At 71.5% G+C, this 24745-nt stretch carries 20 protein-coding genes and 2 pseudogenes; 11 read left to right on the forward strand and 11 right to left on the reverse strand.

Going from position 1 to position 24745, the window contains the following annotated elements:
- Window positions 1–120: 120 nt before the first annotated feature.
- Entirely contained in the window at window positions 121–2205 is a 2085-nt protein-coding gene (locus ABZX40_RS21190; RefSeq protein ID WP_355740243.1) for an Hsp70 family protein, read from the reverse strand.
- A gap of 127 nt (window positions 2206–2332) precedes the next feature.
- On the opposite strand from ABZX40_RS21190, the gene ABZX40_RS21195 reads away from it, so the two are divergent.
- Together ABZX40_RS21195 and ABZX40_RS21200 are read left to right on the forward strand one after the other, a co-directional pair.
- Window positions 2333–3034 (forward strand): NUDIX domain-containing protein, encoded by a 702-nt coding sequence (locus tag ABZX40_RS21195; RefSeq protein WP_355740241.1) that lies wholly within the window; start codon window positions 2333–2335, stop codon window positions 3032–3034.
- A 147-nt stretch (window positions 3035–3181) separates the two neighbouring features.
- Window positions 3182–4840 (forward strand): glycosyltransferase family A protein, encoded by a 1659-nt coding sequence (locus ABZX40_RS21200; protein WP_355740395.1) that lies wholly within the window; start codon window positions 3182–3184, stop codon window positions 4838–4840.
- A gap of 113 nt (window positions 4841–4953) precedes the next feature.
- On the opposite strand, the gene ABZX40_RS21205 is transcribed toward ABZX40_RS21200, so the two are convergent.
- From ABZX40_RS21205 to ABZX40_RS21220, 4 genes are all read right to left on the reverse strand, one after another.
- On the reverse strand, window positions 4954–5823 hold the full coding sequence (locus tag ABZX40_RS21205; protein WP_355740239.1) for an alpha/beta hydrolase: 870 nt from the start codon (window positions 5821–5823) through the stop codon (window positions 4954–4956).
- A 233-nt stretch (window positions 5824–6056) separates the two neighbouring features.
- Window positions 6057–6683, reverse strand: a complete 627-nt coding sequence (locus tag ABZX40_RS21210) for a TetR/AcrR family transcriptional regulator (protein WP_355740237.1) — start codon at window positions 6681–6683, stop codon at window positions 6057–6059.
- 207 nt (window positions 6684–6890) lie between these two features.
- Window positions 6891–8267, reverse strand: a complete 1377-nt coding sequence (locus ABZX40_RS21215) for a HAMP domain-containing sensor histidine kinase (RefSeq protein WP_355740235.1) — start codon at window positions 8265–8267, stop codon at window positions 6891–6893.
- Between the two features lie 14 nt (window positions 8268–8281).
- Window positions 8282–8938, reverse strand: coding sequence for a response regulator transcription factor (locus ABZX40_RS21220; RefSeq protein ID WP_355740233.1), 657 nt, complete (start codon window positions 8936–8938; stop codon window positions 8282–8284).
- A 186-nt stretch (window positions 8939–9124) separates the two neighbouring features.
- Between ABZX40_RS21220 and ABZX40_RS21225 the strand changes: the two genes are divergently transcribed.
- The 4 genes and pseudogenes from ABZX40_RS21225 (at window position 9125) to ABZX40_RS21240 (ending at window position 13079) form a co-directional block, all read left to right on the forward strand.
- Entirely contained in the window at window positions 9125–9700 is a 576-nt protein-coding gene (locus ABZX40_RS21225; protein WP_355740231.1) for a hypothetical protein, read from the forward strand.
- Window positions 9701–9874: 174 nt separating this feature from the next.
- Complete coding sequence (locus ABZX40_RS21230) at window positions 9875–10972, forward strand: peptidoglycan-binding protein (RefSeq protein ID WP_355740229.1); 1098 nt, start codon at window positions 9875–9877, stop codon at window positions 10970–10972.
- Window positions 10969–11619 (forward strand): annotated as a pseudogene (locus ABZX40_RS21235) (ABC transporter ATP-binding protein); the annotation flags it as partial. The gene ABZX40_RS21230 and the pseudogene ABZX40_RS21235, both read left to right, overlap by 4 nt.
- Window positions 11620–11870: 251 nt before the next feature.
- The gene (locus tag ABZX40_RS21240; protein ID WP_355740227.1) at window positions 11871–13079 is read left to right on the forward strand and encodes an ABC transporter permease; all 1209 of its coding nucleotides are present in this window, start codon (window positions 11871–11873) and stop codon (window positions 13077–13079) included.
- Window positions 13080–13216: 137 nt separating this feature from the next.
- Here the strand turns inward: ABZX40_RS21240 and ABZX40_RS21245 are convergent.
- Both ABZX40_RS21245 and ABZX40_RS21250 read right to left on the reverse strand, forming a co-directional pair.
- Window positions 13217–13732, reverse strand: a pseudogene (locus ABZX40_RS21245) (AAC(3) family N-acetyltransferase); the annotation flags it as partial.
- Entirely contained in the window at window positions 13722–14288 is a 567-nt protein-coding gene (locus ABZX40_RS21250) for a TetR/AcrR family transcriptional regulator (protein WP_355740225.1), read from the reverse strand. The pseudogene ABZX40_RS21245 and the gene ABZX40_RS21250, both read right to left, overlap by 11 nt.
- Before the next feature lie 105 nt (window positions 14289–14393).
- Here ABZX40_RS21250 and ABZX40_RS21255 point away from each other — a divergent pair, with 105 nt between their 5' ends.
- Window positions 14394–15344, forward strand: a complete 951-nt coding sequence (locus tag ABZX40_RS21255) for an NmrA family NAD(P)-binding protein (protein WP_355740223.1) — start codon at window positions 14394–14396, stop codon at window positions 15342–15344.
- A gap of 797 nt (window positions 15345–16141) precedes the next feature.
- Here ABZX40_RS21255 and ABZX40_RS21260 read toward each other — a convergent pair.
- Entirely contained in the window at window positions 16142–17353 is a 1212-nt protein-coding gene (locus ABZX40_RS21260; protein ID WP_355740221.1) for a cytochrome P450, read from the reverse strand.
- Window positions 17354–18041: 688 nt separating this feature from the next.
- Entirely contained in the window at window positions 18042–18527 is a 486-nt protein-coding gene (locus ABZX40_RS21265; RefSeq protein WP_355740219.1) for a MarR family transcriptional regulator, read from the reverse strand.
- 173 nt (window positions 18528–18700) lie between these two features.
- On the opposite strand from ABZX40_RS21265, the gene ABZX40_RS21270 reads away from it, so the two are divergent.
- From ABZX40_RS21270 to ABZX40_RS21280, 3 genes are all read left to right on the forward strand, one after another.
- Window positions 18701–19354 (forward strand): hydrolase, encoded by a 654-nt coding sequence (locus ABZX40_RS21270; RefSeq protein WP_355740217.1) that lies wholly within the window; start codon window positions 18701–18703, stop codon window positions 19352–19354.
- Between the two features lie 330 nt (window positions 19355–19684).
- Window positions 19685–20233: a dinucleotide-binding protein gene (locus tag ABZX40_RS21275; protein ID WP_355740215.1), complete on the forward strand. Its 549-nt coding sequence runs from the start codon at window positions 19685–19687 to the stop codon at window positions 20231–20233.
- A 114-nt stretch (window positions 20234–20347) separates the two neighbouring features.
- On the forward strand, window positions 20348–20491 hold the full coding sequence (locus ABZX40_RS21280) for a hypothetical protein (RefSeq protein WP_355740213.1): 144 nt from the start codon (window positions 20348–20350) through the stop codon (window positions 20489–20491).
- On the opposite strand, the gene ABZX40_RS21285 is transcribed toward ABZX40_RS21280, so the two are convergent.
- Complete coding sequence (locus tag ABZX40_RS21285; protein WP_355740211.1) at window positions 20461–20778, reverse strand: GNAT family N-acetyltransferase; 318 nt, start codon at window positions 20776–20778, stop codon at window positions 20461–20463. The two genes, ABZX40_RS21280 and ABZX40_RS21285, sit on opposite strands and share 31 nt — an antisense overlap.
- Before the next feature lie 362 nt (window positions 20779–21140).
- Here ABZX40_RS21285 and ABZX40_RS21290 point away from each other — a divergent pair, with 362 nt between their 5' ends.
- Window positions 21141–24140 carry an AAA family ATPase gene (locus ABZX40_RS21290; RefSeq protein ID WP_355740209.1) on the forward strand — a complete coding sequence of 1000 codons (3000 nt, stop codon included), beginning with the start codon at window positions 21141–21143 and terminating at the stop codon, window positions 24138–24140.
- 202 nt (window positions 24141–24342) lie between these two features.
- Here ABZX40_RS21290 and ABZX40_RS21295 read toward each other — a convergent pair whose 3' ends face one another.
- A complete protein-coding gene (locus ABZX40_RS21295; RefSeq protein ID WP_355740207.1) occupies window positions 24343–24717 on the reverse strand; it encodes a MerR family transcriptional regulator in 375 nt (124 codons plus the stop codon).
- Window positions 24718–24745: the final 28 nt, after the last annotated feature.

Genomic DNA, 24745 nt, shown 5'->3' on the forward strand with positions numbered 1-24745 from the left:
GACGGGCGGATACCGGACGGACAGGCTCAGGGGCGGGCTCCGGACGGGCGGACACCCGACGGACAGGCTCAGAGGCGGGCTCCGAACGGCCGGACACCCGACGCGCGGGCTCAGAAGCGCTCATCGCACCGGCCGTTCGCGTCGTGGCGGGTCGCGTCGCAGTTGGTCGAGTGACAGTCGGTCAGGTGACCGTCGTCGGCCGAGTCGCAGTCGGTCGATCGACTGCGGCGTGCGGGCGTACACGACGCCGGGATCGGGGCTCGCGTACAGCTGGACCGGCGCCGGGCGCGCAGCCGCGTCCCGCAGGGCCACCTGACTCCCCGTGTCCCCGGTGAGCGCGCGATAGACCTGGTCATGGGCGTCGTACACCACCACGATCGTCGGCTCCCCGCCCGTGACCACGCAGGTGACGGGGCCCCCGGCCTTGAGTGCGCGCCGCCAGCGTGGCTCGAAGCGGTGCCGGGCATTCACCGTGTAGGTGCTCAGTGAGCGCGGGCCGCTCACCACCACGGTGCCCGAGGCGGGTTCCACCGCGAGGGCGACCGGCTCCGGGCCCGGCAGGGCCAGTGTCGCCAGCGTCTCCCGACCGGCCGCGTCCATCAGCTCCAGGCCCGTGGCGGTGCGAGCCAGCAGCAGGCCGGGGTCGAGGAAGAACAGCTCCGCGACCGGCTCGCCGAAGGTGAGGGGGCGCCAGCGGCCACGGGAGGTGTCGAGGAGGGTCCCGGTCGGGCCGCCGTCGACACACCAGGCGAGGAAGGGGCCTTGGTACGCCAGCGCCGTGACCCGTCCCTCGGGTCTGGACGGGGTGGCCGCCAGGTGGCCGTAGACCGAGCTGTGGCTGTCCTCGCCCCGCGCGTTCAGCCGTACCTCGGTGAAGGCCGGGGACTCGCTGGCCAGCAGCAGACGGTGACCGGCCGGGTCCGCCGTCATCGCCACCGTCTGCGGGTACGTCCAGCGCTGGGCGAGCGGGCTGAGCCGCCCCGCCCCGTCGTCCCGCCAGATCCGTAACCGCGCGTCGGTGCCGAGGGTGGCGAGACCGCCGGCCACGGCCACCAACGGTGTACGCGCGGACGGTGGTTGCAGCACGTCCGCTGTCAGGGTGAAGGGGCGGAGTGCGGAGGCGCGCGGTCGGCCGGTGCCGAGGGGGGCGCGGACCGCGCCGAGCGCCACCGGGCTGCCCTGGGCCTCTCGGGAGATGTCCACGATCTCCGCGCCCAGCTCGGTGGCCAGGCCCGCCATCTGTTCCCGTACGCAGGGGATGCGTGCCGCTCCGCCGCTGAGGACGAACGCGTCCGGCCGGTGTTCGCCCAGTGCGCGCAGCGCCTCGTGGACCAGCGCGCGGCACTCCAGGACCAGCGGCGCGATGGCCTCCTCGAAATCCTCGCGGTACACGGGAACTTCGACGGTACGGATCGCGAACACGGCTTCGTCGGCGTCGCTGAGCGCCTTCTTGACCTGCTCGGCCTCCGCCCGGAGCAGGGCGGGCTCGGTGGCGGCGAGGTCCGCGAGCACCCGGCGCTCGTCGTCGTCGGCCGCGTCCCGGACCAGGTGCAGGACCCGGGCGTCGAAGTCGTCGCCGCCGACCAGCCGCCCGCCCTCGTACCGCACCTGCGGCGAGGCGTCCGGCCGGGTGCGCAGTACGGCGAAGTCGAACGTCGAGGCGCCGAAGTCCAGGACGGCGCGGATGCCTTCGGCGGGCAGCCGGGACGCGGCGTGGAGGCCGACCGCCTCGGCCTCGCTGACCAGGGTGACCGGTACTCCCCCGGCGACGGAGGCCGCCGCCTCCACGAGGACCGCCTTCTCGATGCCGGTCCACACCACGGGGTGCGTGAGGACCAGGTGCTCGGGCGGGCCGGACCCGCCGGGCAGCGCGGTGAGCGCGTGCCGGAGGATCGCGCCGATGCCGCGTACCAGCGGCTGGGTGTCGCCGACCGGGAAGTGCAGCTCGCGGTGGAGCGGTTCGGTGGCCGGATCGGGCTTGTTGACCTGCTGCTTCACCCCGACGACATAGCGGCCCCGGTAGCGCGGGGCGCGGGAGAGGTTCTCCGGGGCCACCCCGGTGAGCAGGGTGCGGTCGCGGTCCAGGAACAGCGTGGTGGACCACTGGAACTCACCCTCGATGCCGATGGCCGCCGGGTCCCCGCGCCCGCTCCGCCAGATGCCGACCTTGGTGGCCGACGCGCCGATGTCCACAGCGACGATCAACAGTCCCCCCGACAGTACGTCGCACAGGAACCCGCCGAGCGGTCCCTGCCCCCGCTACTTCTTGTCAATTCAACCCTAAAGACCCCGCTCATTATTGTCAACTGAACAATTAGCTAATCTGTGCAGCATGCACACTCCTCGACCCCGCCTCCTGGTCCATCTGACGGCCGACATCGTGATCCTCACCATCCGCGCCGGGTCGCTCCAGGCGCTCCTGGTGGAGCGCGGCACCGAGCCGTTCCGGGGCAGGCTCGCCCTGCCCGGCGGGTTCCTGCGCGGGTCGGAGACCCTGGACCTCACGGCGATCCGCGAGTTGCGCGAGGAGACCGGGATGGACGCCGCCCGCTTCCATCTCGAACAGATCGGCATCTACTCCGACCCGCACCGCGATCCGCGCGATCCCCGGGTGATCTCCTGCTCCTATCTCGCGATCGTGCCGGACCCGCCGGTTCCGGCCGCCGGTTCGGACGCCGCCGCCGCGACCTGGGCACCGGTCGAATCGGTCCTCGCCACGGCGGACGCGCTCGCCTTCGACCACCACCGGATCCTTAGGGACGCCGTCGAGCACGCGCGCTTCGAACTCCAGTTCTCGGCCGTCGCCACCCAGTTCTGCCCGCCCGAGTTCACCATCGCCGAACTGCGCAAGGTCTACGAGACCGTGTGGGGCCACCCGCTGGACGGCCCGAACTTCCACCGCAAGGTCACGGAGGCCGCCGGGTTCCTCACCCCCGTCGGCCGCCGCCGCAAATCCACGGTCGGCCGCCCCGCCGCGCTCTACCGGGCGGGCGACGCGACGATGCTGACGCCCCCCATCATGCGCCCGCCATAAGGGGAGGTGAGGGTGGCACAGAGTCAGGGGTCCGGCGGACGAAAGGACGGACGAAAGGAACGAACCCCAACACTCATACAACGTTTCCCAAACACCGAGTGTCTGACGCGGCAACAACACTCACAACCGGGAGATGTTTTGATCAAGGTGAGCGTCGTCGTACCGATCTACAACGCCGGTTCCTATATCGAGCGTTGCGCACCCTCACTCGTCGAGCAGAGCCTCGGTGCCGACGCGTACGAGGTGGTGTACGTCGATGACGGTTCGACGGACGACTCGGCCGAGCGCCTCGGGCAGCTGGCCGAGGCCCACGCCCACGTCCGGGTCTTCCAGCAGGAGAACTCCGGCTGGCCCGGCAAGCCGCGGAATGTGGGTGTCGACCGGGCCAGGGGCGAGTACATCCAGTTCGTGGACCAGGACGACGAGTTGTCGTACGAGGCCCTGGAGCGGATGTACACACTGGGCCGACGCAACGGGGCGGACATCGTGCTGGGCAAGACCCACGGGACGATGCAGGGGCCCAGCAATGTGTTCAAACGGACGGTCGAGCGGTGCACCCCCGCGGACGCCCCGCTCTTCGAGAGCCTGACCCCGCACAAGATGTTCCGCCGGGACTTCTTACTCGCACACGGGATCCGCTTCCCGGAGGGCCGGGTCAGGCTGGAGGACCAGCTGTTCATGGCCCGCGCCTATGTACGGGCCCAGACGGTGTCGATCCTCGGCGACTACCCCTGCTACCGGTGGAACCGGCGTGAGGACGGCGGCAACAACAGCAGCCGCCGCGTCACCGCCGACGACTACTACGGGCATCTGGGCAAGGTCGTGGAGGCCATCAAGGAGGGTACGGAGCCGGGTGACCTCCAGGACCGGATGCTGCGCCGCTCGTTCCGGGTGGAGCTGCTGCGGCCGGTGAGCGAGCCCCGCGTCCTCCAGCGCACCGGGAAGGATCTGGACGAGTACTACACCACCGTCCGTCAGATGGCGATGACCAGCTATCCGCCGGGAGTGCGCGCCGGGCTTCCGGCGATCAGCGGGCTGAGGGCGGAACTGCTCGTGCAGGGGAAACTGGACTCCCTCATCGAACTCGCCCGCCGCACCAAGCAGATCAAGCCGCAGGTCGAGCTGGACGACATCCGCTGGCGGGACGGCAAACTGGTGATCCGGACCCGCATCGGCATGCTCCGGGCCGACGGCCACCCGCTGACCGTCGTCGAGCGCGACGGACGGATGCTCCTCGACCCCGAACTCCTCGACGGTATCCCGGGAGCGGAGGGCTGGGAGGTCACCGACCCCTTCTCCCACGCGTACGGCGAACTCATCGTGCACGACACCGGCGGCAACCAGTGGTGGTACCCGGACGGGGAGCTGGCGCCGGTCCTGGAACCGCTCGGCCAGGGCCGTCACCGGGTCGTCGTCGCCGGTGAGTCGGTTCTCGACCCGCTGGCACTCACCGGCGGCGAGCCGATGACCCCCGGCGTCCATCTGGTCTGGGCGGGCGGGCAGTTGCTGGGGGTCGGCCGCCGGCCCCGGCTGGACAAGGGCGGCGCCCGTGTCTCCGTCGGGACTGTCGCCGTCGGCACACCACCCCGCTTCATCTCCCCCACCTGGGGCGGTCCTGGCGGTCAGCTGCGGATCGCCGTGAGCGCCCCCGGCCGGATCAGCACCACCCGACGGCTGCTGCTGCGCACCGCCGCCGACCATCGCCTCCGCCATGGCGTCCGCGAGGTGCTGCAACGCCTGCCGCGCGGCACCAGCCGCACTCTCCGCGCCGCCGCACGCCGGGCCGACCGCTGGATGCTGCGGTAGGGCTGTAGCCGGCCGGAGGGTGGCGGATGCGGGACCCGGGGGGCCTGTCGGGCCGGTCAGGCCCCCCGGTGCCGACGCGCCGCCTGCGATCGATGGGCGCTTCGGAGTCGGGTTCAGATGCCGACGGTGGTGAAGGGGCGGCAACGGAACGGCTCCGAGTTCTCGGGGTCGAGCCGGTTCAGTACGAGGTGCGCCACGTTCGGGTCGATGGCCAGTCCCAGATGCCCGGCCGAGTCGTAGGCGCACACGTCCTGGAGCACGATGTTGGTGACATCGGCGTTGCCCCCCGTGAGCAGACCGCTCGTGTACGGCGTGACGACACGGTCGTAGCGGGTGACGATGCTGGTGTACGTCGGTCCCGGTACGGCTACGGGGCCGTCGTTGAGCTTGGCGAGGAACGCCGATCCGGGGAGATAGTCCGTACAGGCGCCGCAGCCGACACCAGTGAGCAGGCCCTGGAGTCCGAGAGCGGCGGCCAGACTCGCCAGCCCGTTCAGTGTGGTGCCGCGGAAGTTGGAGCCGAAGCCGATGAAGTCGTCCACCTCGGCGGCTCCACCCAGGTACTTGATGTAGTAGGCGGGGACGGTGCTCCCCTCGGAGTGGCCGACGATGTCCACCTTGGCCGCGCCTGTCCTCTCCCGTACGCGGTCCACGAACGCGCCCACCTCGGCGGCGCTCTGAGCCATCGGCGCGAGTCCGCCCGCCAGCCCGCCCAGAACCGTCCTGCCGTAGGTCTCGGAGAAGACGCAGTACCCGGCCGCGCGGAGCTTGGGGGCCAGTGTCAGGAAGTTGTCCCAACTGTTGGCGCCGAGCCCATGGACGAGAACCACCGGTTCGGGATGGACGGCGCTCGGGCGACAGGACCAGTCGTTCCACCCGGACCGCGGCGGCTCCGTCCCGGCCGCCGACGCGGTCGTGGTGAGGGTGGTCGAAACGAGTACGGACAGCATGAGCGCTGTCAGGAACGTGCGGAGCTTGGCCATGCGGCGACTCCTTGCCGAGGGGTAAGTTACCCGGAAGTAGAGCACGGACTCTTGTTAGGAACAAGGCATCGTTTCCATAAATGCGGAGCGATTCCATCGATGGGCCCGGACGCGGTCCGAGCCGCGCAGCGCGCCATGGTGATGGGGGGTCAGGAGGGTGGGGGGTCAGGAGGGTGGAGGGTCAGGAGGGTGGAGGGTGAGGGGGGACGGTGAGTGACGCGCTCGGGAAGCGGTCAGGGTGTGGTGAGCCCGGAACTGATCACCGAGTAGAAGCGGTCGAGCCGGTCCTGGAGCGACGCGCGATCCGTGGCCCGCTCGGTGCCCGCGTCCAGGAGCCAGTCGGCGATGATGTCGAAGAGACCGCCGATCAGGCCCATGGCCACCGCGCGTGAGTGCGCACCCGACTCAACGCCCAACCGCTCCCAGGCCGCCTCCACGAACGACGCGGCCCACCGCCTGTTCGCCCGCCGGTGCGCCTCCGCCAGCGGTGTCACCGCCCGCCCCTCACCGAACGTCACCCGCGCCACCCGGACATCGTCCACGAAGGCATCGGCGAAGTGCCGGATGAGAGCGTGCGCGGCGGCCTCACTCTCCGCCTCCGCCTGCTCGTCCCCCAGCGCCTCCAGCCCGTCCAGCACCGATGTGAGCCGTCCGGTCACGTTCTTGACGATGCCGTCGAGCAGCGCCAGGTACACAGCTTCCTTGCCGGTGAAGACCTCGTAGAAGCTCTTCGTCCCGACGTAGGCGTGCTTGCAGATCTGCTCTATCGAGGTGTCCTGGTAGCCCTGCGCGGAGAACAGCTCCAGCGCCGCGTCCAGTAGATCCGCCCGGCGCCTGGCCCGTCGCTCCGCGGCATCCAAGCCCCGGATCCGTCGGCCCCGCGCACCCCCGTCGTCCGCCACCGCACCCTCCACGGGCCCAAGATATCCTGCCCCGGCTCAGCGGTTCGTACGGGGCGGTAGCTTGCGCGGGGGCGGCGGTGCATTGCGCTGAGGGGAGGGGGAGAGGAAGGCGGCGTGGAGGCGTGTGGGCGTGGGGGCGTGGAGGGCTTGGTGTCGTTGATGGGGTCACGGTGACGGCAGGGTCACCGTGACCGTGAGACCCCCGTTCTGGTTCGGAACGGCGGTCACCGTGCCCTCGTGTGCGTCTACGATCGCCCGCACTATGGACAGGCCCAGGCCCGCGCCCTTCGCCGTGACCAGCCGCTCGGTGCCTATCCGGCGGAACGGTTCGAACAGCGTGGGTATCTCGTAGGGGGCCAGGTCGGGGCCGGAGTTGGCGACCACGACCGCAGCGGTGCCGTCGCCCTGTCTCGTGCGGGTGGTGACACGGACCCATCCGTCGGGGTCGTCGTTGTGGCGGATGCCGTTCTCGACCAGATTCTGGATGACGCGCTCAAGGAGCAGGACACCACCGCGGGTCGGAGCGGGGGCGAAGTCATGGGTGACGGTGATGCCCGCCCGGTCCGCCTCCGGTCCGCTCTGGTGGATCACATGCGCGGCGATGTCGGCGAGGTCCGTCGGATGGCGCTCGGGGAGATGGTTTTCCGCCCCGGCCAGCAGCAGTAGCCCGGCGATGAGCCGTTCCTGCCGGGTGCTGATCTCCAGCAGACTGCCGCCGAGTTCCTTGACGTCCGAGGACGCGGTCCTCCGGTGCATGGCCATCTCCACCAGGGCGCGGTGCAACGCCAGGGGGGTACGCAGCTCATGACTGGCGTTGGCGACGAAGCGGCGCTGCCCGTCGAAGGACCGGTCGAGGCGCTCGACCATGGCGTTGAAGGTGCGGGCGAGATCTTTCACCTCGTCGTCCGGGCCGTCCAGTCCGATGCGCTCGTGCAGACCCCGGTCGGCGGCAGGGGCTGCCGCTATCCGCCGGGCGGTATGCGTGACTTGCTGGAGGGGGTCCAGCACCCGGCCGGCGATCAGCCAGCCGAGCCCCGCCGCCGCGCCGCCCACGATGAGCAGCGCGATACCCCCCTGGGTGATCAGCGAGGCAGTGGCGGCGTCCCGGATCTCCTCCTGGGCGTTTCTGAGCAGGTCCTCGGCGCCGTCGCCGGTGTAGGTGCGTCCGTCCGGGCCGGTGAGCGAGGGCTCCCCCGGTCCGGTGGCCCGCCCCGCGTCGGGCGGGGGTGTCTGGGAGGGCGTGCTGATCTCGGTCCTGCTGGTGTCCGCCTGGAGCCGCTGGTTGAAGAGGGCGTATGTGGTGCCCAGCAGCACCACACCGGCGGCCAGGAACAGCAGCCCGTAGACCAGGGTGAGCCGGGCCCGCAGGGTGATACGGCGGGGGCTCAGGGAGATGCGGCGGGGGCTCAGGGTGATACGGCGGGAGCGCCGCCGGTTGGGGCGGTCGACCCGGGCGGGTGGGTGCGGGGTGTTGGGTGCGGGGGGCGTGGGAAACGGCTCGCGTGACGGAGTGTCGCCCGGGGCGCCAGGTGTGGTGCGCATGGGATCCGGTGTGCTCATGAGATGCGGTACCCCACTCCCGTGACGGTTTCGATGACCGGTGGGTCACCCAGCTTGCGGCGGAGCTTGAGCACCGTGACCCGAACCACCCCGGTGAAGGGGTCGATGTGTGCGTCCCACGCCTTCTCCAGCAGCTGTTCGGCGGAGACAACCGCCCCGTCGGCGCGCAGCAGCTCCGCGAGCACGGCGAACTCCTTCTTCGCCAGCGCCACCTTGCGCCCGTCGCGGAAGACCTCGCGCCGGGCCGGATCGAGTGTGATTCCGACCCTGTTCAGTACGGGCACGGTGGCGGGCCGGGAGCGGCGGCCGAGGGCGAGGACCCGGGCTGCGAGTTCCCGCAGCGCGAACGGTTTGGTGAGATAGTCGTCGGCGCCGATGGACAGGCCCTCCACCCGGTCGGTGACCTCGGCGGACGCGGTGAGCATCAGGACGCGGGCGTCGGAGCCGGAGTCCACCACATGACGACACACGTCGTCGCCGTGCAGTCTCGGCAGATCCCGGTCCAGTACCACCAGGTCGTAATCGTTCACGTCGAGCCGCTCCAGCGCCGCGACGCCGTCATGGACGACATCGACGGCATGCGCCTCCCCGCGCAGCCACTCCGCGATCACATCAGCGAGGATCGTCTCGTCCTCCACCACCAGTACCCGCATCAGCGGACTCCCCCTCCTGTCCACGGGCCCGTTCCCCTGCGCCACGAGCGTGCCCCGCGACCATGCTGCCGCAGCGAGATGTTCCTTTCCGTAAAGAATCGAAGTAACGGAGAGTTAACACCGCTGGCTGTTGCATCGACTCTCAGAAGCCGGCGGCGGGCCGGCCCGTGAGAAGGGGATCACCCGATGCGTATCCATGGCCGAACACGCGCCGCGCTGGCGGCACTGCCGATGGCGGCCGTTCTGGTCCTCGCCGGTTGCGGAGGTAGCGACGGCGCGGAGGACGGAGTCGCCTCCGCGAACGACAGCGGAAGCGGTAGCAGCAGCGGTAGCGGCAGCGGTGGCTCCGGTGGGGGCACCGACCTCGGCCCGGACGAGATGGCGCAGAAGTTCGCCGAGTGCATGCGCGAGAACGGCGTCGACATGGCCGACCCCAAGCCCGGAGAGGGCCTGGACCTCGACCTCGGGGCTGTCGACCGGGCGACGGCGGACAAGGCCCTCAAGGCATGCCGTCAGTACGACCCCATGGAGAACGGCGGAACCGCCGAAGTCAGCAAGGAGACGGAGGAGAAGCTGCGCGCCTACTCCCAGTGCATGCGCGAGAACGGCGTGGACGACTTTCCCGACCCGGTCCCGGGCGGCGGGCTGGAGATGGACGGTTCCCTCCAGGACGACCCGGACTTCCAGCGGGCCGACGAGACCTGCAGGGGTCTGCTGCCCGGTGGCGGCAAGGCCGAACTCACCCCGAAGGACACCCCGTGAGCGAGCCGCCTCTCGACCAGGCACCGGACCAGGGTCCAGGCGCTGCCGCCTCGGACCCGGCCACGTCCGATGACCGTGCCATATCTGATGACCGTCCCACGTCCGATGACCCTGCCGTTCGTCCGACGCCCACTCTGGATGTCGCCGCCCGGGACTCGGACTCTGTCGCACCCGATGCGACCGGATCCGCCCACCGCCGTCGCACCCGGCGGACCCACCGCGCGGAACACGGCCATCGCGCTCACCGTCCTGCTGGCCGCCGGTGCCGCCGTGGCACTCACCGTACTGCGCACTACCGGGGACGACGAGGGCGGCGGCGAGGCCGGCGAACTGCCGCCGAGGACCGCCGCGGTGACCAGGCAGACTCTCACCGACTCCCGCAGCGAGGACGGCGAACTCGGTTACGGCACCACCGCGGCGGCCGTCAGCCGCATCCCCGGCACACTCACCGCCGTCCCGCCGACCGGCGCCGAGATCACCTGGGGGAAGCCACTGTTCAAGGTGGACGACGAGCCGGTGACCCTGCTGTACGGCTCGATGCCCGCCTACCGGGCCCTGAAGCCGGGCGTGGAGGGCAAGGATGTGCAGCAGTTGGAGAAGAACCTCGCCGCTCTCGGCTACGACGGTTTCACGACCGACCGCGCGTTCACCGCCGCCACCGCCGTCGCCGTCGAGCGGTGGCAGGAGGACCTGGGCCTTCCCACGACCGGTGTGGTGGAGCTGGGGAGGGTCGTTTTCGCGGACGCGGCGGTGCGGGTCGACGCGGCCTCGGCCACCGAGGGCGAGCAGACCGGCCCTGACCAGCAGGTGTTCACCTACACCGGCACCGAGAAGGTCGTATCGGTCGACCTCGACCCCGCCGATCAGCGGCTCGCGAAGCAGGGCGGCGCGGTCGAGGTCCGTCTCCCGGACGGCAGCCCGGTCGCCGGGGTGATCGACAAGGTCTCCACGGTGATCGAGGAGGGCGACGGCCCCGACCAGCAGGCGCAGACGAGGATCCGCCTGGTCATCACGCTGGGGGACGAGAAGGCCGCGGCCTCCTTCGAACTGGGCGCGGTCGGTGTGGACTTCACGGCCGGACAGCGGGAGAACGTCCTCACCGTGCCGGTCGCCGCCCTGCTCACGCTCGCCGAGGGCGGCTTCGGCGTGGAGGTGGTCCAGGGGTCGACATCGACGTATGTGCCCGTGCGGACCGGTCTCTTCGCCGACGGCCGGGTGGAGATCTCCGGGGACGGGATCGCCGAGGGCGTGAAGGTCGGGATGCCGAAGTGATCTCCCTGACCGGTGTGACCAAGTCCTACCCCGGCGGTGTCACCGCGCTGCACGATGTCACCCTGCACATCGCGCGCGGGGAACTGGTCGGAATCGTCGGCCCGTCCGGCTCCGGCAAGTCGACCATGCTCCATATCCTCGGCACCCTCGACCGCCCCAGCTCCGGCCGGGTACGCATCGACGGCCACGACACCGGCGCACTCTCGGACGCGGGGCTGTCCGCGCTCAGGGCGTCCCGGATCGGTTTCGTGTTCCAGCAGTTCCATCTCGCCGCCGGTACCCCGGCGATCGACAATGTGGCCGACGGCCTGGTGTACTCCGGGCTGCGGGCCCGGGAGCGACGGCGGCGGGCCGAGGCGGTACTGCGCCGGGTGGGCCTGGGCCACCGACTCGACCACGAGCCGCACGAACTGTCCGGCGGTGAGCGTCAGCGCGTGGCCATCGCCCGCGCGGTGGCCGGTGAACCCGCGCTGCTGCTCGCCGACGAGCCGACCGGCGCGCTCGACTCCGTCTCCGGGGCCGGGGTGATGCGGCTGCTGCGCGAGCTGAACGCGGCGGGCACCACCGTCGTCGTCATCACCCACGAACGGGCCCTCGCCGACGCACTGCCCCGCCGGATCCGGATGCTCGACGGCCGACTGGTCGCCGACATCGGCATCGGCATCGGCATAGACATAGAAATCGGCATCGGTACCTCTGCCGGTGCGGACGCCTCCGTCGGCGCCGCTGCCCGCAGTGATACCTCCGCAGGCGCCGAGACGCCTGCCCCTACGGACACCTCCGCCAGCACCGACACCCCTGCCTGTACCAGTACCTCCGCCAGCGCTGACCGCCCGGCCGACACCGACACCCGACCCGACGCCGCGCCGTTCGGCATGCCCACCCCGGAGGCGAGCCGATGACCGGCAGCAGCCCGCTCGAACCGGCCCGGATGTGGCCCGGCGATGTACTCAAGGTCGGCGCGGTGGGCCTGCGTACCCGTCCGCTGCGGGCGTTTCTCTCCGCCCTCGGTATCGCGATCGGTATCGCGGCGATGGTGGCGGTGATCGGCATCTCGTCCTCCTCCCGCGCCGAACTCGACCGCACCCTCAACGCCCTGGGCACCAATCTGCTCACCGTCACCCCCGGCGAGACTCTGGCCGGGGGAACGGCCACACTCCCCAGGACCGCGGAGGCGATGATCGGCAGGATCCGCCCGGTCGACGCGGTCTCGGCCATCGGCAAGGTCCCGGAGACGAACATCTACCGCAACAGCGAGATCCCCGAGGCGGAGAACAACGGCCTCGCCGCCTACGCCGTACGTACCGATCTGCTGTCCACGGTCCGCGCGCACCTGCGCAGCGGCACCTGGCTCAACGCGGCGACCGGCAGCTACCCGGCCACCGTGCTCGGCGCGACCGCGGCCGAACGCCTCGGCATCGGTCACGCCACCCCTGAGACGCGGATCCTGATCGGCGGACGCCCGTTCACCGTCATCGGCGTCCTCGCCCCCGCCCCGCTGGCGCCGGAACTGGACACGGCGGCTCTCCTGGGCTGGAGAGCGGCCGAGTCGGAGCTGGACTTCGGCGGACACGCCACCACCATCTACACCCGCTCCGCGGACGCCGATGTCGAACAGGTCGCCAGAGTGCTGTCCGGCACCGCCAACCCCGAGGCGCCGGGCGAGGTCAGTGTCTCGCGCCCCTCGGACGCCTTGGCCGCCAAGCAGGCAGCCGGACGCGCGTTCACCGGGCTGCTGCTCGGACTGGGCGCGGTGGCCTTGCTGGTCGGCGGCGTGGGAGTCGCCAACACCATGGTCATCTCCGTACTGGAGCGCCGTCCCGAGATCGGTCTGCGCCGTTCCCTGGGCGCCACCCGTCCGCAGATCCGCACGCAGTTCCTGACCGAGTCCCTCCTCCTGTCCACCCTCGGCGGCCTGGCAGGCGCCGTCCTGGGCTCCGCCGCCACCACCGCCTACGCCCTCCACCAGCACTGGCCGACCGTCATTCCCGTTCCTGCCCTCCTGCTGGGCATCGCGGCCACGCTGGTGACCGGGGCGCTGGCGGGTCTCTACCCGGCGATCCACGCGTCCCGCCTGTCCCCCACCCAGGCCCTCGCCGGCCCTTGACCGGTGAGCGCTATGCAACCCCGGTTCCGCAAGGCGCGGGGAGGGAGCCGGTGGCGCACTGGAGGGCGGGCGCCACCGGCTCCCTCCCCGGGCGCCGCCTCGGGTCACCGGGCTCCACAGCCCCGTTTCTCCTCCATTCAGGCCGTGCCGTAGTCCACCACCTGGCGGGCCTCGAACAGATGGCTCTCGGCGGCGCCGTCCGTGCCTGTGCCGCCGATCCCGGCCGCGAGCATGTCCCGATCGATGACCTCGAACGGACATGTGCCCTCGGGGACCACGGAGGAGTAGTCGAACGCCCCGTCCGACGAGTCGATGTCGTGGAAGTGCCGCCAGACCCGTCAGCCGTCTACGAGTATCGGCTGCTCGTAGTCGACGTATCGCTTGTCGGGGGCTTCGGAGAGGGCCTCGGCGTGGTGCAGGAGGGGGAGGGAGTAGGGAGTCCAGTGGGGCGCCCAGCAGGAGCACCTGGCCGCCCTCGGCCACCAGTTGGGCCAGTGGGCTGCCGGGGCCGTGTGGGTCGTCCCAGGGGTGGTCGGCCATCAGCGCGTGCGCTGCGGCGCCGAGGGCGGCGAAGCCGGGGGTGGGGGGCGGCTGCGTACGGCGCCCGGCGTGCGGCGCAGTGCTTCGGGCGGGCGGCCGGAATCAGTCGTGCGGGCTCAGCCCCGTCACGGTCAGCTGGAACATTCGGTCCGCCCGCGCGGCCGGGTCGGCATGGTGTTCCGTGGCCAGGGCGATACCGACGGCCAGGGTGATCAGGTCGGTGACGGTGATGTCCCCGGAGATCGCCCCGTCCCGCCCGGCGCGGCTCACCAGCGGGAGCGCCGCGTCCTCCAGCTTCGCCGCGCAGGCGTTCCCGTGCACCGGATCGGCGCCGGTGTCGTCGTAGGACAGCGCGGCGGCGAGACCTCTGGCGCGCACACAGTAGGCGACGACCTCGCGCAACCACTGGAGCAGGGCGTCCCGGCTGTCGGGCCCCGTGGACAGGTCGCGGGCGCGGGCGCACAGCGCCTCGACGCGTTCCTGGGAGACCGCTTCGAGGAGGGCCCGGCGGGTCGGGAAGTGTCGGCGCACGGTCGCCGAGCCGACCCCCGCGGTGCGGGCGATCCGCTCCAGGGAAGCGCCGGGTCCCTGGGCGGCGACCTCCTCCGCGGCCACGGCGAGGATCCGGGCGTAGTTGCGGCGGGCGTCGGCGCGTCGGCGGTCCGGCATGGCGTCGGTTCTCCTCCGGGTTTACTAAACGGCGGGGCCCGCCATATCGTAGCCGAAGCTAAACGGCGGACCCCGCCGTTTCATACCTCGTGCTTGAGGAGTGTCATGTCCGCACATCCCGCCCCTGTCCTCGTCACGGGCGCCACCGGCAGACAGGGCGGTGCTGCCGCCCGCGCTCTGCTCGCGGCCGGGCTGCCTGTCCGCGCCCTGGTGCGCGATACGGGCGCCGACCGGGCCAGAGCGGTCGAGGCACTCGGTGCCGAGCTGTTCGCCGGAGACCTCGATGACCGGGACTCCCTGCTCGGGGCCGCCGAGGGAGCGCGTGCTGTCTTCTCCGTGCAGATGCCCGCGCCCACGCCCGACGGCTTCGACTTCGAGGGTGAGATACGCCAGGCGACCCATCTGATCGACGCCGCGCGGGCGGTGGGCGTGCCGCAGTTCGTGCACACCTCCGTCACCGGTGCCGGTCAGCACACCGAGGCTCCCGGCTGGGCCGAGGGGCGCTGGGCGGTCATGGAACCGGTGATGGGCGCCAAGAGCGCGATCCAGGACCGGGTGCGCGCGGCCGGGTTCCCCCACTGGACCCTGCTGAAGCCGGGCTTCTTCATGGAGAACTTCCTCCCGTCCTCGGCGTTCCTGTTCCCGCGCGGTCTCGACGGCGGCCTGGTGAGCGTCCTCAAGCCAGGCACGCGGCTGTCCCTGATCGCGGTCGCCGACATCGGGACGGCGGTCGCCGCGGCCGTCGGCGCACCGGAGCGGTTCCACCGGGTCGAACTGGAGCTGGCCGGAGCCCATCTGTCGATGATGGAGATCGCCGCGGTCCTCTCCCGCGTTCTGGGCAGGCGGTTGTCGGCGCCGGACATGACCGAGCAGGAGGCGCTCGCTGCCGGGATGCCGGTGATGGGGGCGAGCCATGAGTTCCTGAACGTGGCGGAACAGCCCGGCCGTCCCCGCTATGCGAGGGACCTCGGCATTCCGGTCACCGGCTTCGAGGAATGGGCTCGGGAACATATGCGGCGGCCTCAAGGAGAGGCGTCTGCGCTGGCCGGAGGATGAGTTGAGCCGGTGCGGCTGTGTCCGTGAGTGCGGCTCCTGCGTGGGTGACGGCGTAGGGGAGCGCTTGGGGTCGTCCGCATGCGGCCTGGTCACGCTGGGGGGGCGAGGTAGGTCGAAGCAAGGCCACGGTCTCGATGATGCGCGCGAACGCCAGACCGTAGACGATGGCTGACTGGTCGATTGGTCGACTGGTCGCGGGTGTGGGGGAAGACCGTGTCGGCGCCATGGACGCCATGGCTGCGGCGGGCGGCCCAGCGGAGCAGGCTCGCCGTGATCCGCAACTCGTGGGCGACGAAACGCAGTACGGGAGTGGGTATGAGCCGCGCGAACGCCTCCCGCCCCGGACAGGTCCTGCCGGGGCAGACGCACGACCGCGCCCGACGGCACGCAGCTCCAGGGTCGGTGTCGACGGCTCGGTCGGTGGCACCTGGACCGCCACCGCCATCGGGGGCGGTGGCGGAGGCGGAGGCGGAGGCGGTCCAGGTGGACGGACCGCTACCGCCGCCGGGCAGTCGACCCTGGCCGAACCGAGTGCCGGACGGCCCCACCGCGCGCGACCAGCGCGACACGGCATCGGCGTGGCGGCGCACGGAATCTGCGTGGCGGCTCCGTGCACGCCGGATCGCACCGGCCGACGCGGTGGTGGTACGGGCTCGTGTCGAGGGTGATCGGAGACTGGCGGAGGCCGCCAGCGAGACCGTGTCCGTCATTGACTGAGCGCAGCCGGGTGGTCAGCCGGGGGCAAGCAGCAGCGTCGCAGGCGGGGGGCGTGTTTGCCGTGCGCGGTGACGGAGTCGTCAGCCCCGCAGGCGCACCGGTATCTCCTGCCAGCCGACCGCTATGAAGGACGCTATCTGGCGCAACTCCTCCGGTTCGACGGCCAGGGTCATGTCCGGGAAGCGGTCGAAGAGGGCGGGCAGGACCGTGCGGGCCTCCATCCGGGCCAGCGGAGCGCCGATGCAGCGGTGGACGCCGACGCCGAACGCCAAGTGGTCGTCCACGCCGCGCGTGGCGTCGAACACCTCCGCGTCGGGACCGTACTTGTCCGGGTCCCAACCGGCCGCGCCGAACGTCGTGATGATGGCGTCCCCGGCCGGGATCGTCACGTCCGCCACGGTCACGTCCTCCACCGCGAACCGCAGGGGCAGCGCCGCCAGGGGCGGATGCGCGCGCAGGGTCTCCTCGATCACCGCGTCCCACTCGACCTTGCCCTCCCGGACCAACGCGAGCTGGGCCGGGTCACGCAGCAGCGCCACGGTCGCGTTGCCGATGAGATTCACCGTCGTCTCGAATCCCGCGCCGATGACCAGCGTCAGCGTGTTCATCAGTTCCTCGTTGGTGAGCGGCGCGCCCTCGGAGTCCCGGGCCCTGATCAGCTCGGTGGTCATGTCGTCGCCGGGGTTCTCGGTCCGGTAGGCGACCAGGGCGTTCGACACGAAGACCCGCTGTTCCTGGATGAACGCCGGGTCGGAGGCGCGGATGATGGCGCTCATGAGCTTGCGTATCGGGTCCAGCAAGTGGTCGGGGACGCCGAAGAGTTCGAAGATGACCCGCATCGGCAGCGGGTAGGCGAGGCCCTCAATGAGGTCGGCGACCTCGTCGTCGCGGGACTCCAGACCGGCCAGGAGTTCGGTGGAGATCGCCTCGACGCGGGGGCGCAGCGTCTCGGTGCGGCGCTTGGTGAAGCTGGGGGCGACCAGGGCACGCAGCCGGGCGCGGTAGTCGCCGTAGGTGGCGAGCATGGTGTCGACGGCGGACCAGGACCGTATCCAGCCCCAGGCGGGGTGTTCGGCGAACTGCGGCCACAGGTTCCAGTGCTGGCGGGCGTCCCGGCTGATGTTGGGATCGAGGATGAGCCCTTTCAGGGTGTCGTAGCCGGTGGGCGCCCAGGCGGGGACGCCGCCGGGCAGTTCCACGGGGACGACGGGGCCCAGGGCACGTAACCGGGCCGCCTCGGCCTGGATATCGGCGCCGAAGGGGTCGATGGCGATGCGGTTGATCGTGGCCATGGGGGTCTCCAGGCGGCTTGTCTGTGCTGATTGGGGGGCGGGACCGGTTGGGGTGGCGGTGAGGGTGGGGGTGAGGGTGGGGGTGGGAGCTGGTTCGGGCTGGGGGGTGCTCCCGGTGGGGGGGCCGGTCCGGGGGGGTCAGTACACAGTGCAAGCACAGGTTGTCCCAGGGTGAGCACCGAACCTCTGCACTAATCGCCCTGCCGATTGCCCGGTGGGGCGAGGGCGGGCCGGATTTCGCGTACTCCTGGCGCGGGAGCCGGAGCCGTGCCTCCTGCGGTTCCGCGAGCCGTCCGGCGCGTTGGACGGCTGGCCGGAGTTCGTACGCGAGGCGGTCCGGACGGGGGGGGCGCCCTGGCCGACGCGACTTTCCGGCAGAGCCTGGACTTTGTCGGCCTGGACTTCTTCCCGGACGGGTTCCGGCCCGTCGCCGCCGATCAGTTGGCGCCCACGGACGCCGCGGTCGCCGCGGTCGCCGCGACCCTCACCAGACTCGTCGGATTCGTCGGATTCTTGGGATTCGTCGGAGCAGCCTGCCGCAGGCCGATATCCCGGACGCCGTCCCGACCCACGCCTGCGAGAACGGCCGACCCACCGGCCCGGCCGCTGCGAGCAGCGACAGACCGTCGCCCACGCCACCGCCGTCCGGACCGTCTGCGACCTCGCCGCCAAGCCTCAACACCGGCGGCTACTCGCGGAGTTGCCCCGACGACTCCTGGTCAGCCGCGACAGCCTTCAGGATCTTTGCGAGCATCACGCCCAAGTCATGCGTCTCGGCGGGCGTGAACGGATCGAAGAACAGCCGCCTCACCGTGTCGGCGTGCCCCGGCGCCGCCGCTTCGATGACCGATCGGCCGTGGACGGTCAGGCACACCATCATGCCGCGGGCGTCGTCCGCACATGGCTCGCGGGTCACCAGGCCGCGCTTCTCCATACGGCTGATCTGATGAGAGAGCCGACTGCGCTCCCATCCGACCTCGGCACCGAGGTCCCGGGCCCGCAGTGCTCCGTTCTCCGATTCGGAGAGCGGGGCGAGCAGTGCGTAATCGGCGGCGGAGATGCCCGAGTCCTGCTGGAGTTGCTGGTCCTGAGCCCGCTGGAGCTCGCGGAGCACCTCGCGGTATCTCGCCCAGACTTCGGCCTCATCGGGCGTGAGCCATCGCGGTTCAGGCATACCCTCAGCCTACCGGATGGTTGACACGTCACCAACCGACCGAACCAATCCACTCCCTGCCCTTCCCCTCCCTACGTAACTGTCGCCGATGCGCGCCGCCACGGCTCCTGACACCGTCGAGCCGGCGGTTGCAGTCCAGCCCGCCGAACCACGACGACCATGGAGACGACGACATGGCAGCCAAGGGCATCACCTACACCGGCCTCGACGCACTTCTGACCCCCGAGAAGTCGGTGCTGCTCCTGATCGACCATCAGGGTGCCCAGTTCGCCGGGATGCGCAGCATGGACGCCAACCTGGTGGTCAACAATGTGACGGCCCTGGCCAAGGGCGCCAAGCTGTTCGGCGTACCGACCATCCTGACCACGGTGGTGGAGGACCGAGGCGGCCACATCATCCGCCAGCTCCAGGACGTCTTCCCCGAGCAGACGCCGATCGACCGCACGGCGATCAACAGCTGGGAGGACCAGCGTGTGGTGGACGCGGTCGCCGCCACCGGCCGCAAGGACCTCATCGTCGCCGGATTGTGGACGGACATCTGTGTGGCCTGGCCCGCCATCCACGCCATCGCCGACGGCTATCGCGTCTTCGCCGTGACCGACGCCTCGGGCGCCACCTCCAACGAGGCCCATGAACGCGGCATCGAGCGCATGATCCAGGCCGGTGTCATACCGACCTGCTCCGGCACGGTCGTCGGCGAGTGGCAGCGGGACTGGGCCCGCGAGGAGACCGTGCCCGGCGTGACGGAGATCTTCCTCGAGCACGGCGGCAGCTTCGGCACCAGCCTCGCCTGGGAGTTCCAGCTGCTGGGGCAGAGCAAGGACTGACCGGTCAGAGCAAGGACTGACCGAGCAGAGCAAGGACTGACCGAGCAGAGCAGGGAACGACCGAGCAGAGCGAGGAACGACCCGGCTTACCCGCCGCACGGCCCGCGCGCAGACCGGCGCGAACCGCCGGTCAGGCCGCGCGGGCCGCTCCTCGTCCGTATCCGTCGCGCGAGGCGGGCCGCGGCGAGCGCCGCACCGCGCCCGATCGTTGACACGACAACATCAAGCCCCTACATTTTGATGACACATCAACAATCACGGAGGGGTGGTGGGTTGTGGTTCCGCCTCTCCGGCCCCGCGGCGGCGCGGGCAGGCATCGAGGAGATCCTCTTGAACATCACGGTGATCGGACGCGGACGGGTCGGCGGAGGGCTGGCACAGCTGTGGGAGGCGGCCGGTCACCACGTCAGCCGCCTGGGCCGCGACGGCGGTGACGCCTCCGACGCCGAGGTCATCGTGGTGGCCGTCCCCGGGAACGCGATCGCCGACGCGTTGCGCAAGGTCACCGGGCTCAGCGGACAGGTGACCATCGACGCCACCAACCTCTACACCGCACGCGACGAGAGCTTCCCCTCCCTCGCCCACCAGGTGAAGTCCATCATCGGCGGCCCCACCGCGAAGTCCTTCTCCACGGTCTTCGCCTCCGCCTACGAGCAGATCCCCGCCCAGCGCGTGACACCGAGCAATTTCTACGCCGCGGAGCCGACGGCGAAGGACGCCACCGAACGGCTCATCCGCGACGCCGGCTTCGACCCGGTGTACGTCGGCGATCTCGACCCCGGCGCCCGGCTGCTGGAGGACAGCTCCGGCCTCACCCGCGCGCTGGCCGGACAGATCGGCCCCTTCTTCTACCGCTACGCGGTTCCGGGCGAGTTGTAGGACTGGTCGTACGGCTGGCTGTAGGGCTGGTCGTACGGCTCGTTGTTGTGGGGCGGGTGGGTTCGGCGAGCCGGGCGGGATGCCGGTGCCGTGCCGAACCCAACCCACACCTCGTTGACGCATCACACTGGCCGTGCCGCTGTACAGCCGTCCGGCCAGATCCGTCGGATCGTCCAGTTCAGCCAGATCGTCCAGTGCGGCCAGATCGGCCAGATCGGGCAGCCCGGTCAGTCGGTGACGCTGCTGGTCGCCCGGTAGCGCCAGGGCTCGTACTCCGGGTGTCGACTGCTCCACGCTGTGACGAAGGGGCATACCGCGAGGAACCTCGCGTCCGCCTCCTTGACCATCTCCAGCCCGGCACGGGCGAGCGCCGACCCGACGCCGCGGCCTTCGAACTCGGGGTCGACCTCGGTGTGGACGAAGGCGATCAGCCGCTTGGCGGGCAGGTACTCGATGAATCCCGCGCGCCGCCCGTCCACATACGCCTCAAGGCGCTGCTGGTCCTTGACCTCGCGCACGGTGATCTCGGACTTCTCCTGCACCATCAGTCAGTTCTCCGTTCCTGGCGGGCCCCTCCACCGTTTCGGCGGCACGGCACCCGGTTGTCGCCTGCCCGGCAAGGATCGCCCAGGTCACCCGCGATTTCCACTCGCATTGATCACTCCCGTGGAAGACCTCGGCGCAGCCCCGTCCGACAACACCTCCGCCGCGCCGCACATCCCGCCCGGTGACGGCATCGACGCAGGCCAGAGGCAGGCCATGGGTGTGCATCGACGGCCCGTGGACGCCGAGTCGACCAGCCGTAGGCGCACGCGCGCCATGATCGCTCACGGGCCGGGCGACGGCCCTGGGCGCCGATGCCCCGTACGACACCCACCCCAACGTCGCGCACCACCTGGAGGGACATATGCGCATCGCCGGTCCGGACGCACGGCCACGGGAAGGTGCCGGTGCCGGCGCCGCCGACGGATCGCACGGCCGGTTACCCGGCCACCTGCACGGCCGGGGCCGGGAGATCGCCGCCCTGGAGCACCTCGTCCAGGACGCACGGACCGGCCGGTCCCGGACGCTGGTGCTGCACGGCGAAGCGGGCATCGGCAAGAGCGCGCTGCTCGACCGGTTACAGACGGCGTCACCGGGCGTCCGGGTGGTACGAGTGGACGGAGTGGCATGCGAGCGGACGCTGCCCTTCGCCGCCGTACAGCGGCTGTGTGCCTCGCTTCGCGCGGATCTCCCGGCGCTGGCCGCACCGCAGCGTCACCTTCTGGAGCGCGTGGCGGGTCTGCACTCCTCCCCCGCGCCCTCCTCCATGAAGGTCGGCCTCGCCCTGCACGGCCTGCTGTCCGCGGCGGCGCGGCGGCAGGCGTTGGTGGGTCTCTTCGACGACGCGCATCAGCTGGACGAGGCGTCGCGGGTGAGTGTGGCCGTCGCCGTTCGCCGCTGTACGCAGGAGCGGGTGGCGGTCGTGTTCGCGCTGCCCACGGCGGAACGCCGCGACGAACTGGCCTCGTTCGACCCGTTGTCCATCGGCGGGCTGCCGGAGCAGGCCGCGCACGCGCTGCTCGCGGACCGGCTGCGCATCCCGCTCGACGCGCGGATCCGTGAGCGTCTCGTGGCCGATGCGCGGGGCAACCCGCGGGCGCTGCTGGCGGTAGGGGCCGCGCTGTCCCCTACGGAGATGGTGTGCGTCCGGCCGCGAGCGTCCGTCGCGTCTGTGCCGGTGCCGGTGCCGCCGGAGCGCGTCCGGCAGCTGAGCGAGCTGACCGCGTCGGCGCGACTGACGCTGCTGGTGGCCGCGGCGGAGCCGTTGGGCGATGTGGTGACGGTCCTGAAGGCGGTGCGGTATCTGGGGGTCGGACAGCGTGCCGTGGCCGAGGTGCAGTCGTGCGGGCTGGTGGAGTTCGGAACCCGCGTACGGTTCGCGCATCCCCTGGTCCGTACGTCCGCCTATGCGGCGGCCGGGATCGAGGAGCGGCGGGCGGCCCACCGCGCGTTGGCGCAGGCGTGCGACCCGCTCCGCGTCGAACAGCGTGCCTGGCACTGCGGGCAGGCGGCTTCGTCCTTGGACGACGCGGTGGCGACCCGGATCGAGGCGGCGGCGGAGTTGGTCGCCGTCGAGCGGGACCCGGTGACGGCCGCCGCGCTGTGGGAGCTGTCGGCCGGGCTGACCGGCGACCGCGGGCAGCGGGCCGCGCGGCTCCTCGCCGGTGCGCGGGCCCGGCACCGGACGGGAGGGCTGGAGCAGACGCTGGAGCTACTGGACCGAGTGCACACCTCCGCCCTGCCGGACGAGGAGCGTACCGAGGCGGAGGCGCTGCGGGCGCAGACCCGGTACAGCCTCCACCGCGATGCCGACGCGGCGCAGGCGCTGCACGAGGTCGCGCTCCGGGCACGCTCGCTCGGGCCCGAGGTGGCACGCGGACCGCTGCTGGAGGTACTGGCCGCGGCGATCGACGCCGGTCGCTTCTGCCCGACGGAGGACCTCGCCGTGGCGGCACGTGCGGCCCATGACCGGCCGGGGTCCGTGAGCCGCCCGCACGACCGACCCGGATCCGTGAACCGCCCGCACGACCGACCCGGATCCGTGAACCGCCCCTGGGACCGGCCGGGGTCTGCGAGCTGTCCCGCCGAGCAGCCCAGGTCCGTAAAGAGTCCTCACGACCAGCCCAGGTCCGCGAACCATCCCCACGAACAGCCAGGATCCACAAGCCGCCCCCACGAACTGCTGCTGGAAGCCATGGCCGTCCGGACGCTGAAGGGATATCCCGCGGCGGTGACGCCCATGCGGCACGCCGTCGACGCCTATCTGACGGCCCCCGCGGCGACCGACCTCGACGCCCACGGAAGCTGGCTGGTCTGCCTGGCCGCCGTCGATCTATGGGACGGCGAGGCATGGCAGCGGCTCGCCGACCGGCGGACGGGAGCGGCCCGGGAGGATCATGTCCTGCCCGCGCTCCCGCCGGGGCTGGCGCAGCAGGCGCTGGTGCGCGTTCATCAGGGGCGGCTGACGGAGGCCGCGGCGCTGGTCGCCGAGGCCGACGGGATCAGCGGAGCCATCGGTGCGACGCCGATCCGTCATGCCGCCCTGGCGGTGGCGGCCTGGAGCGGCGACGAGGCGCGGTTGCGGGCGCTGGTGGCCGACGTCAGCGGGGACGCGGGCAGACGGGCCGAGGGGCGGCTGCTGAGCACCGCCGAGTGGGCGCGGGCGGTGCACCTCAACTCCGTGGGTCGCTACGCCGCTGCCCTGGACGCCTGCGCCGACGCGACCGCGCGCGATGAACCGGCGCTCCGCGCCTGGCTGCTGCCGGAGTTACTGGAGGCCGGGGTGCGCGGTGGGCGCCCGGAGGAGGCGGCCACGGCCGCCGCGCGGTTGGAGGAGTGCGCGCGGCTGACGGGGACGGGCTGGGCGGTGGGCCTGCATCTGCGGGCTCGGGCCCTGCTGGCGGAGGGTTCCGAGGCTGATGAGTTCTACCGGGGGTCCGCGCGGCAGCTGACGGCGGCGGGAGCGGTGCTTGAGGCGGGGCGAACCCATCTCCTGTGGGGCGAGTGGCTGCGGCGGACCGGTCGGCCGGGACGGGCGCGCGTGCCGTTGCAGGCCGCGTACGAGATCTTCGGGCGGGCCGGTGCCCGTTCGTTCGCCGCGCGATGTGCCGGGGAGCTGGCCGCCGCCGGAGCCCGGCCCGCTCGCGGCACCCGTGGTGCGCCGACGGCCCTCACCGCTCAGGAGCAGCGCGTCGCGGACCGGGTCGCGCGGGGCGAGACGTCCAAGGAGGTCGCCGCGGCGCTGCTCCTGTCCCCGCGGACGGTGGACGCGCATCTGCGCGGCGTCTTCCTCAAGCTGGGCATCTCCTCCCGGCGCGAGCTGCGCGATCGGTCCGGGGCCGGTGGGTGGGGACAGTGCGACTGAGTGACTCGGTCCGGCGAGTGGAGCGGGCCACATCGGCGATGCTGCGTGTGCGCCGGGTGTCGCACGGCGGCTTCGTCTGCCGGTGGAAGGGGCGGCTCTGTCTGCTGCCACTGGAGGGGGCGGCTTCGTCTACCGCTGGAGGGGGCGGCTCTGTCTGCAGCCACTGGAGGGGGCGGCGTCGTCTGCCGCTGGAAGGGCGCCCTTACCGGCCCGACCCGGCCGTGATCGCCTCGCCCGCGCGGATGATCGAGCTGAGCATGGTGTGAGCGCCCTGGAGCTGTGCGATGGAGCGGCTCAGGCGCTCGGCCTCCTGCCTGAGGTCCTGGGCCATCTCCTCGCAGGTGGGCGCCAGAATGGCTCCCTCTTCCGCCATACAGGGCAGCACCTCCCGGATCAGGTCGGTGTTCAGCCCGGCCGCGAGCAGGATGCGGACCCGGCGCACGGCGGCCACATCGGACTCGTCGAACTCGCGGTAGCCGCTGGCCCGCCGCTCCGGCCGCAGCAGCCCTTGCTGCTCGTAGTACCGCAGGCTTCTGGCGCTGACACCGGTGCGCCTCGACAGCTCGCCGATAAACATATGGCCCCCAGCACACAGGTGTTGACTC

The sequence above is a fragment of the Streptomyces sp. NPDC004610 genome (assembly GCF_040609715.1).
Taxonomy (GTDB): Bacteria; Actinomycetota; Actinomycetes; order Streptomycetales; family Streptomycetaceae; genus Streptomyces.

Excerpts from the sequence above, each read along its gene's own strand:
- ABZX40_RS21215 (WP_355740235.1), bottom strand. The coding sequence starts at position 8,267 with ATGCGCACCACACCTGGCGCCCCGGGCGACACTCCGTCACGCGAGCCG.
- ABZX40_RS21285 (WP_355740211.1), bottom strand. The coding sequence starts at position 20,778 with ATGGTGCAGGAGAAGTCCGAGATCACCGTGCGCGAGGTCAAGGACCAG.
- ABZX40_RS21255 (WP_355740223.1), top strand. The coding sequence starts at position 14,394 with ATGTCCGCACATCCCGCCCCTGTCCTCGTCACGGGCGCCACCGGCAGA.
- ABZX40_RS21290 (WP_355740209.1), top strand. The coding sequence starts at position 21,141 with ATGCGCATCGCCGGTCCGGACGCACGGCCACGGGAAGGTGCCGGTGCC.
- ABZX40_RS21195 (WP_355740241.1), top strand. The coding sequence starts at position 2,333 with ATGCACACTCCTCGACCCCGCCTCCTGGTCCATCTGACGGCCGACATC.
- ABZX40_RS21230 (WP_355740229.1), top strand. The coding sequence starts at position 9,875 with ATGCGACCGGATCCGCCCACCGCCGTCGCACCCGGCGGACCCACCGCG.
- ABZX40_RS21220 (WP_355740233.1), bottom strand. The coding sequence starts at position 8,938 with ATGCGGGTACTGGTGGTGGAGGACGAGACGATCCTCGCTGATGTGATC.
- ABZX40_RS21265 (WP_355740219.1), bottom strand. The coding sequence starts at position 18,527 with ATGCCTGAACCGCGATGGCTCACGCCCGATGAGGCCGAAGTCTGGGCG.
- ABZX40_RS21295 (WP_355740207.1), bottom strand. The coding sequence starts at position 24,717 with ATGTTTATCGGCGAGCTGTCGAGGCGCACCGGTGTCAGCGCCAGAAGC.
- ABZX40_RS21225 (WP_355740231.1), top strand. The coding sequence starts at position 9,125 with ATGCGTATCCATGGCCGAACACGCGCCGCGCTGGCGGCACTGCCGATG.
- ABZX40_RS21250 (WP_355740225.1), bottom strand. The coding sequence starts at position 14,288 with ATGCCGGACCGCCGACGCGCCGACGCCCGCCGCAACTACGCCCGGATC.
- ABZX40_RS21260 (WP_355740221.1), bottom strand. The coding sequence starts at position 17,353 with ATGGCCACGATCAACCGCATCGCCATCGACCCCTTCGGCGCCGATATC.
- ABZX40_RS21240 (WP_355740227.1), top strand. The coding sequence starts at position 11,871 with ATGACCGGCAGCAGCCCGCTCGAACCGGCCCGGATGTGGCCCGGCGAT.
- ABZX40_RS21205 (WP_355740239.1), bottom strand. The coding sequence starts at position 5,823 with ATGGCCAAGCTCCGCACGTTCCTGACAGCGCTCATGCTGTCCGTACTC.
- ABZX40_RS21270 (WP_355740217.1), top strand. The coding sequence starts at position 18,701 with ATGGCAGCCAAGGGCATCACCTACACCGGCCTCGACGCACTTCTGACC.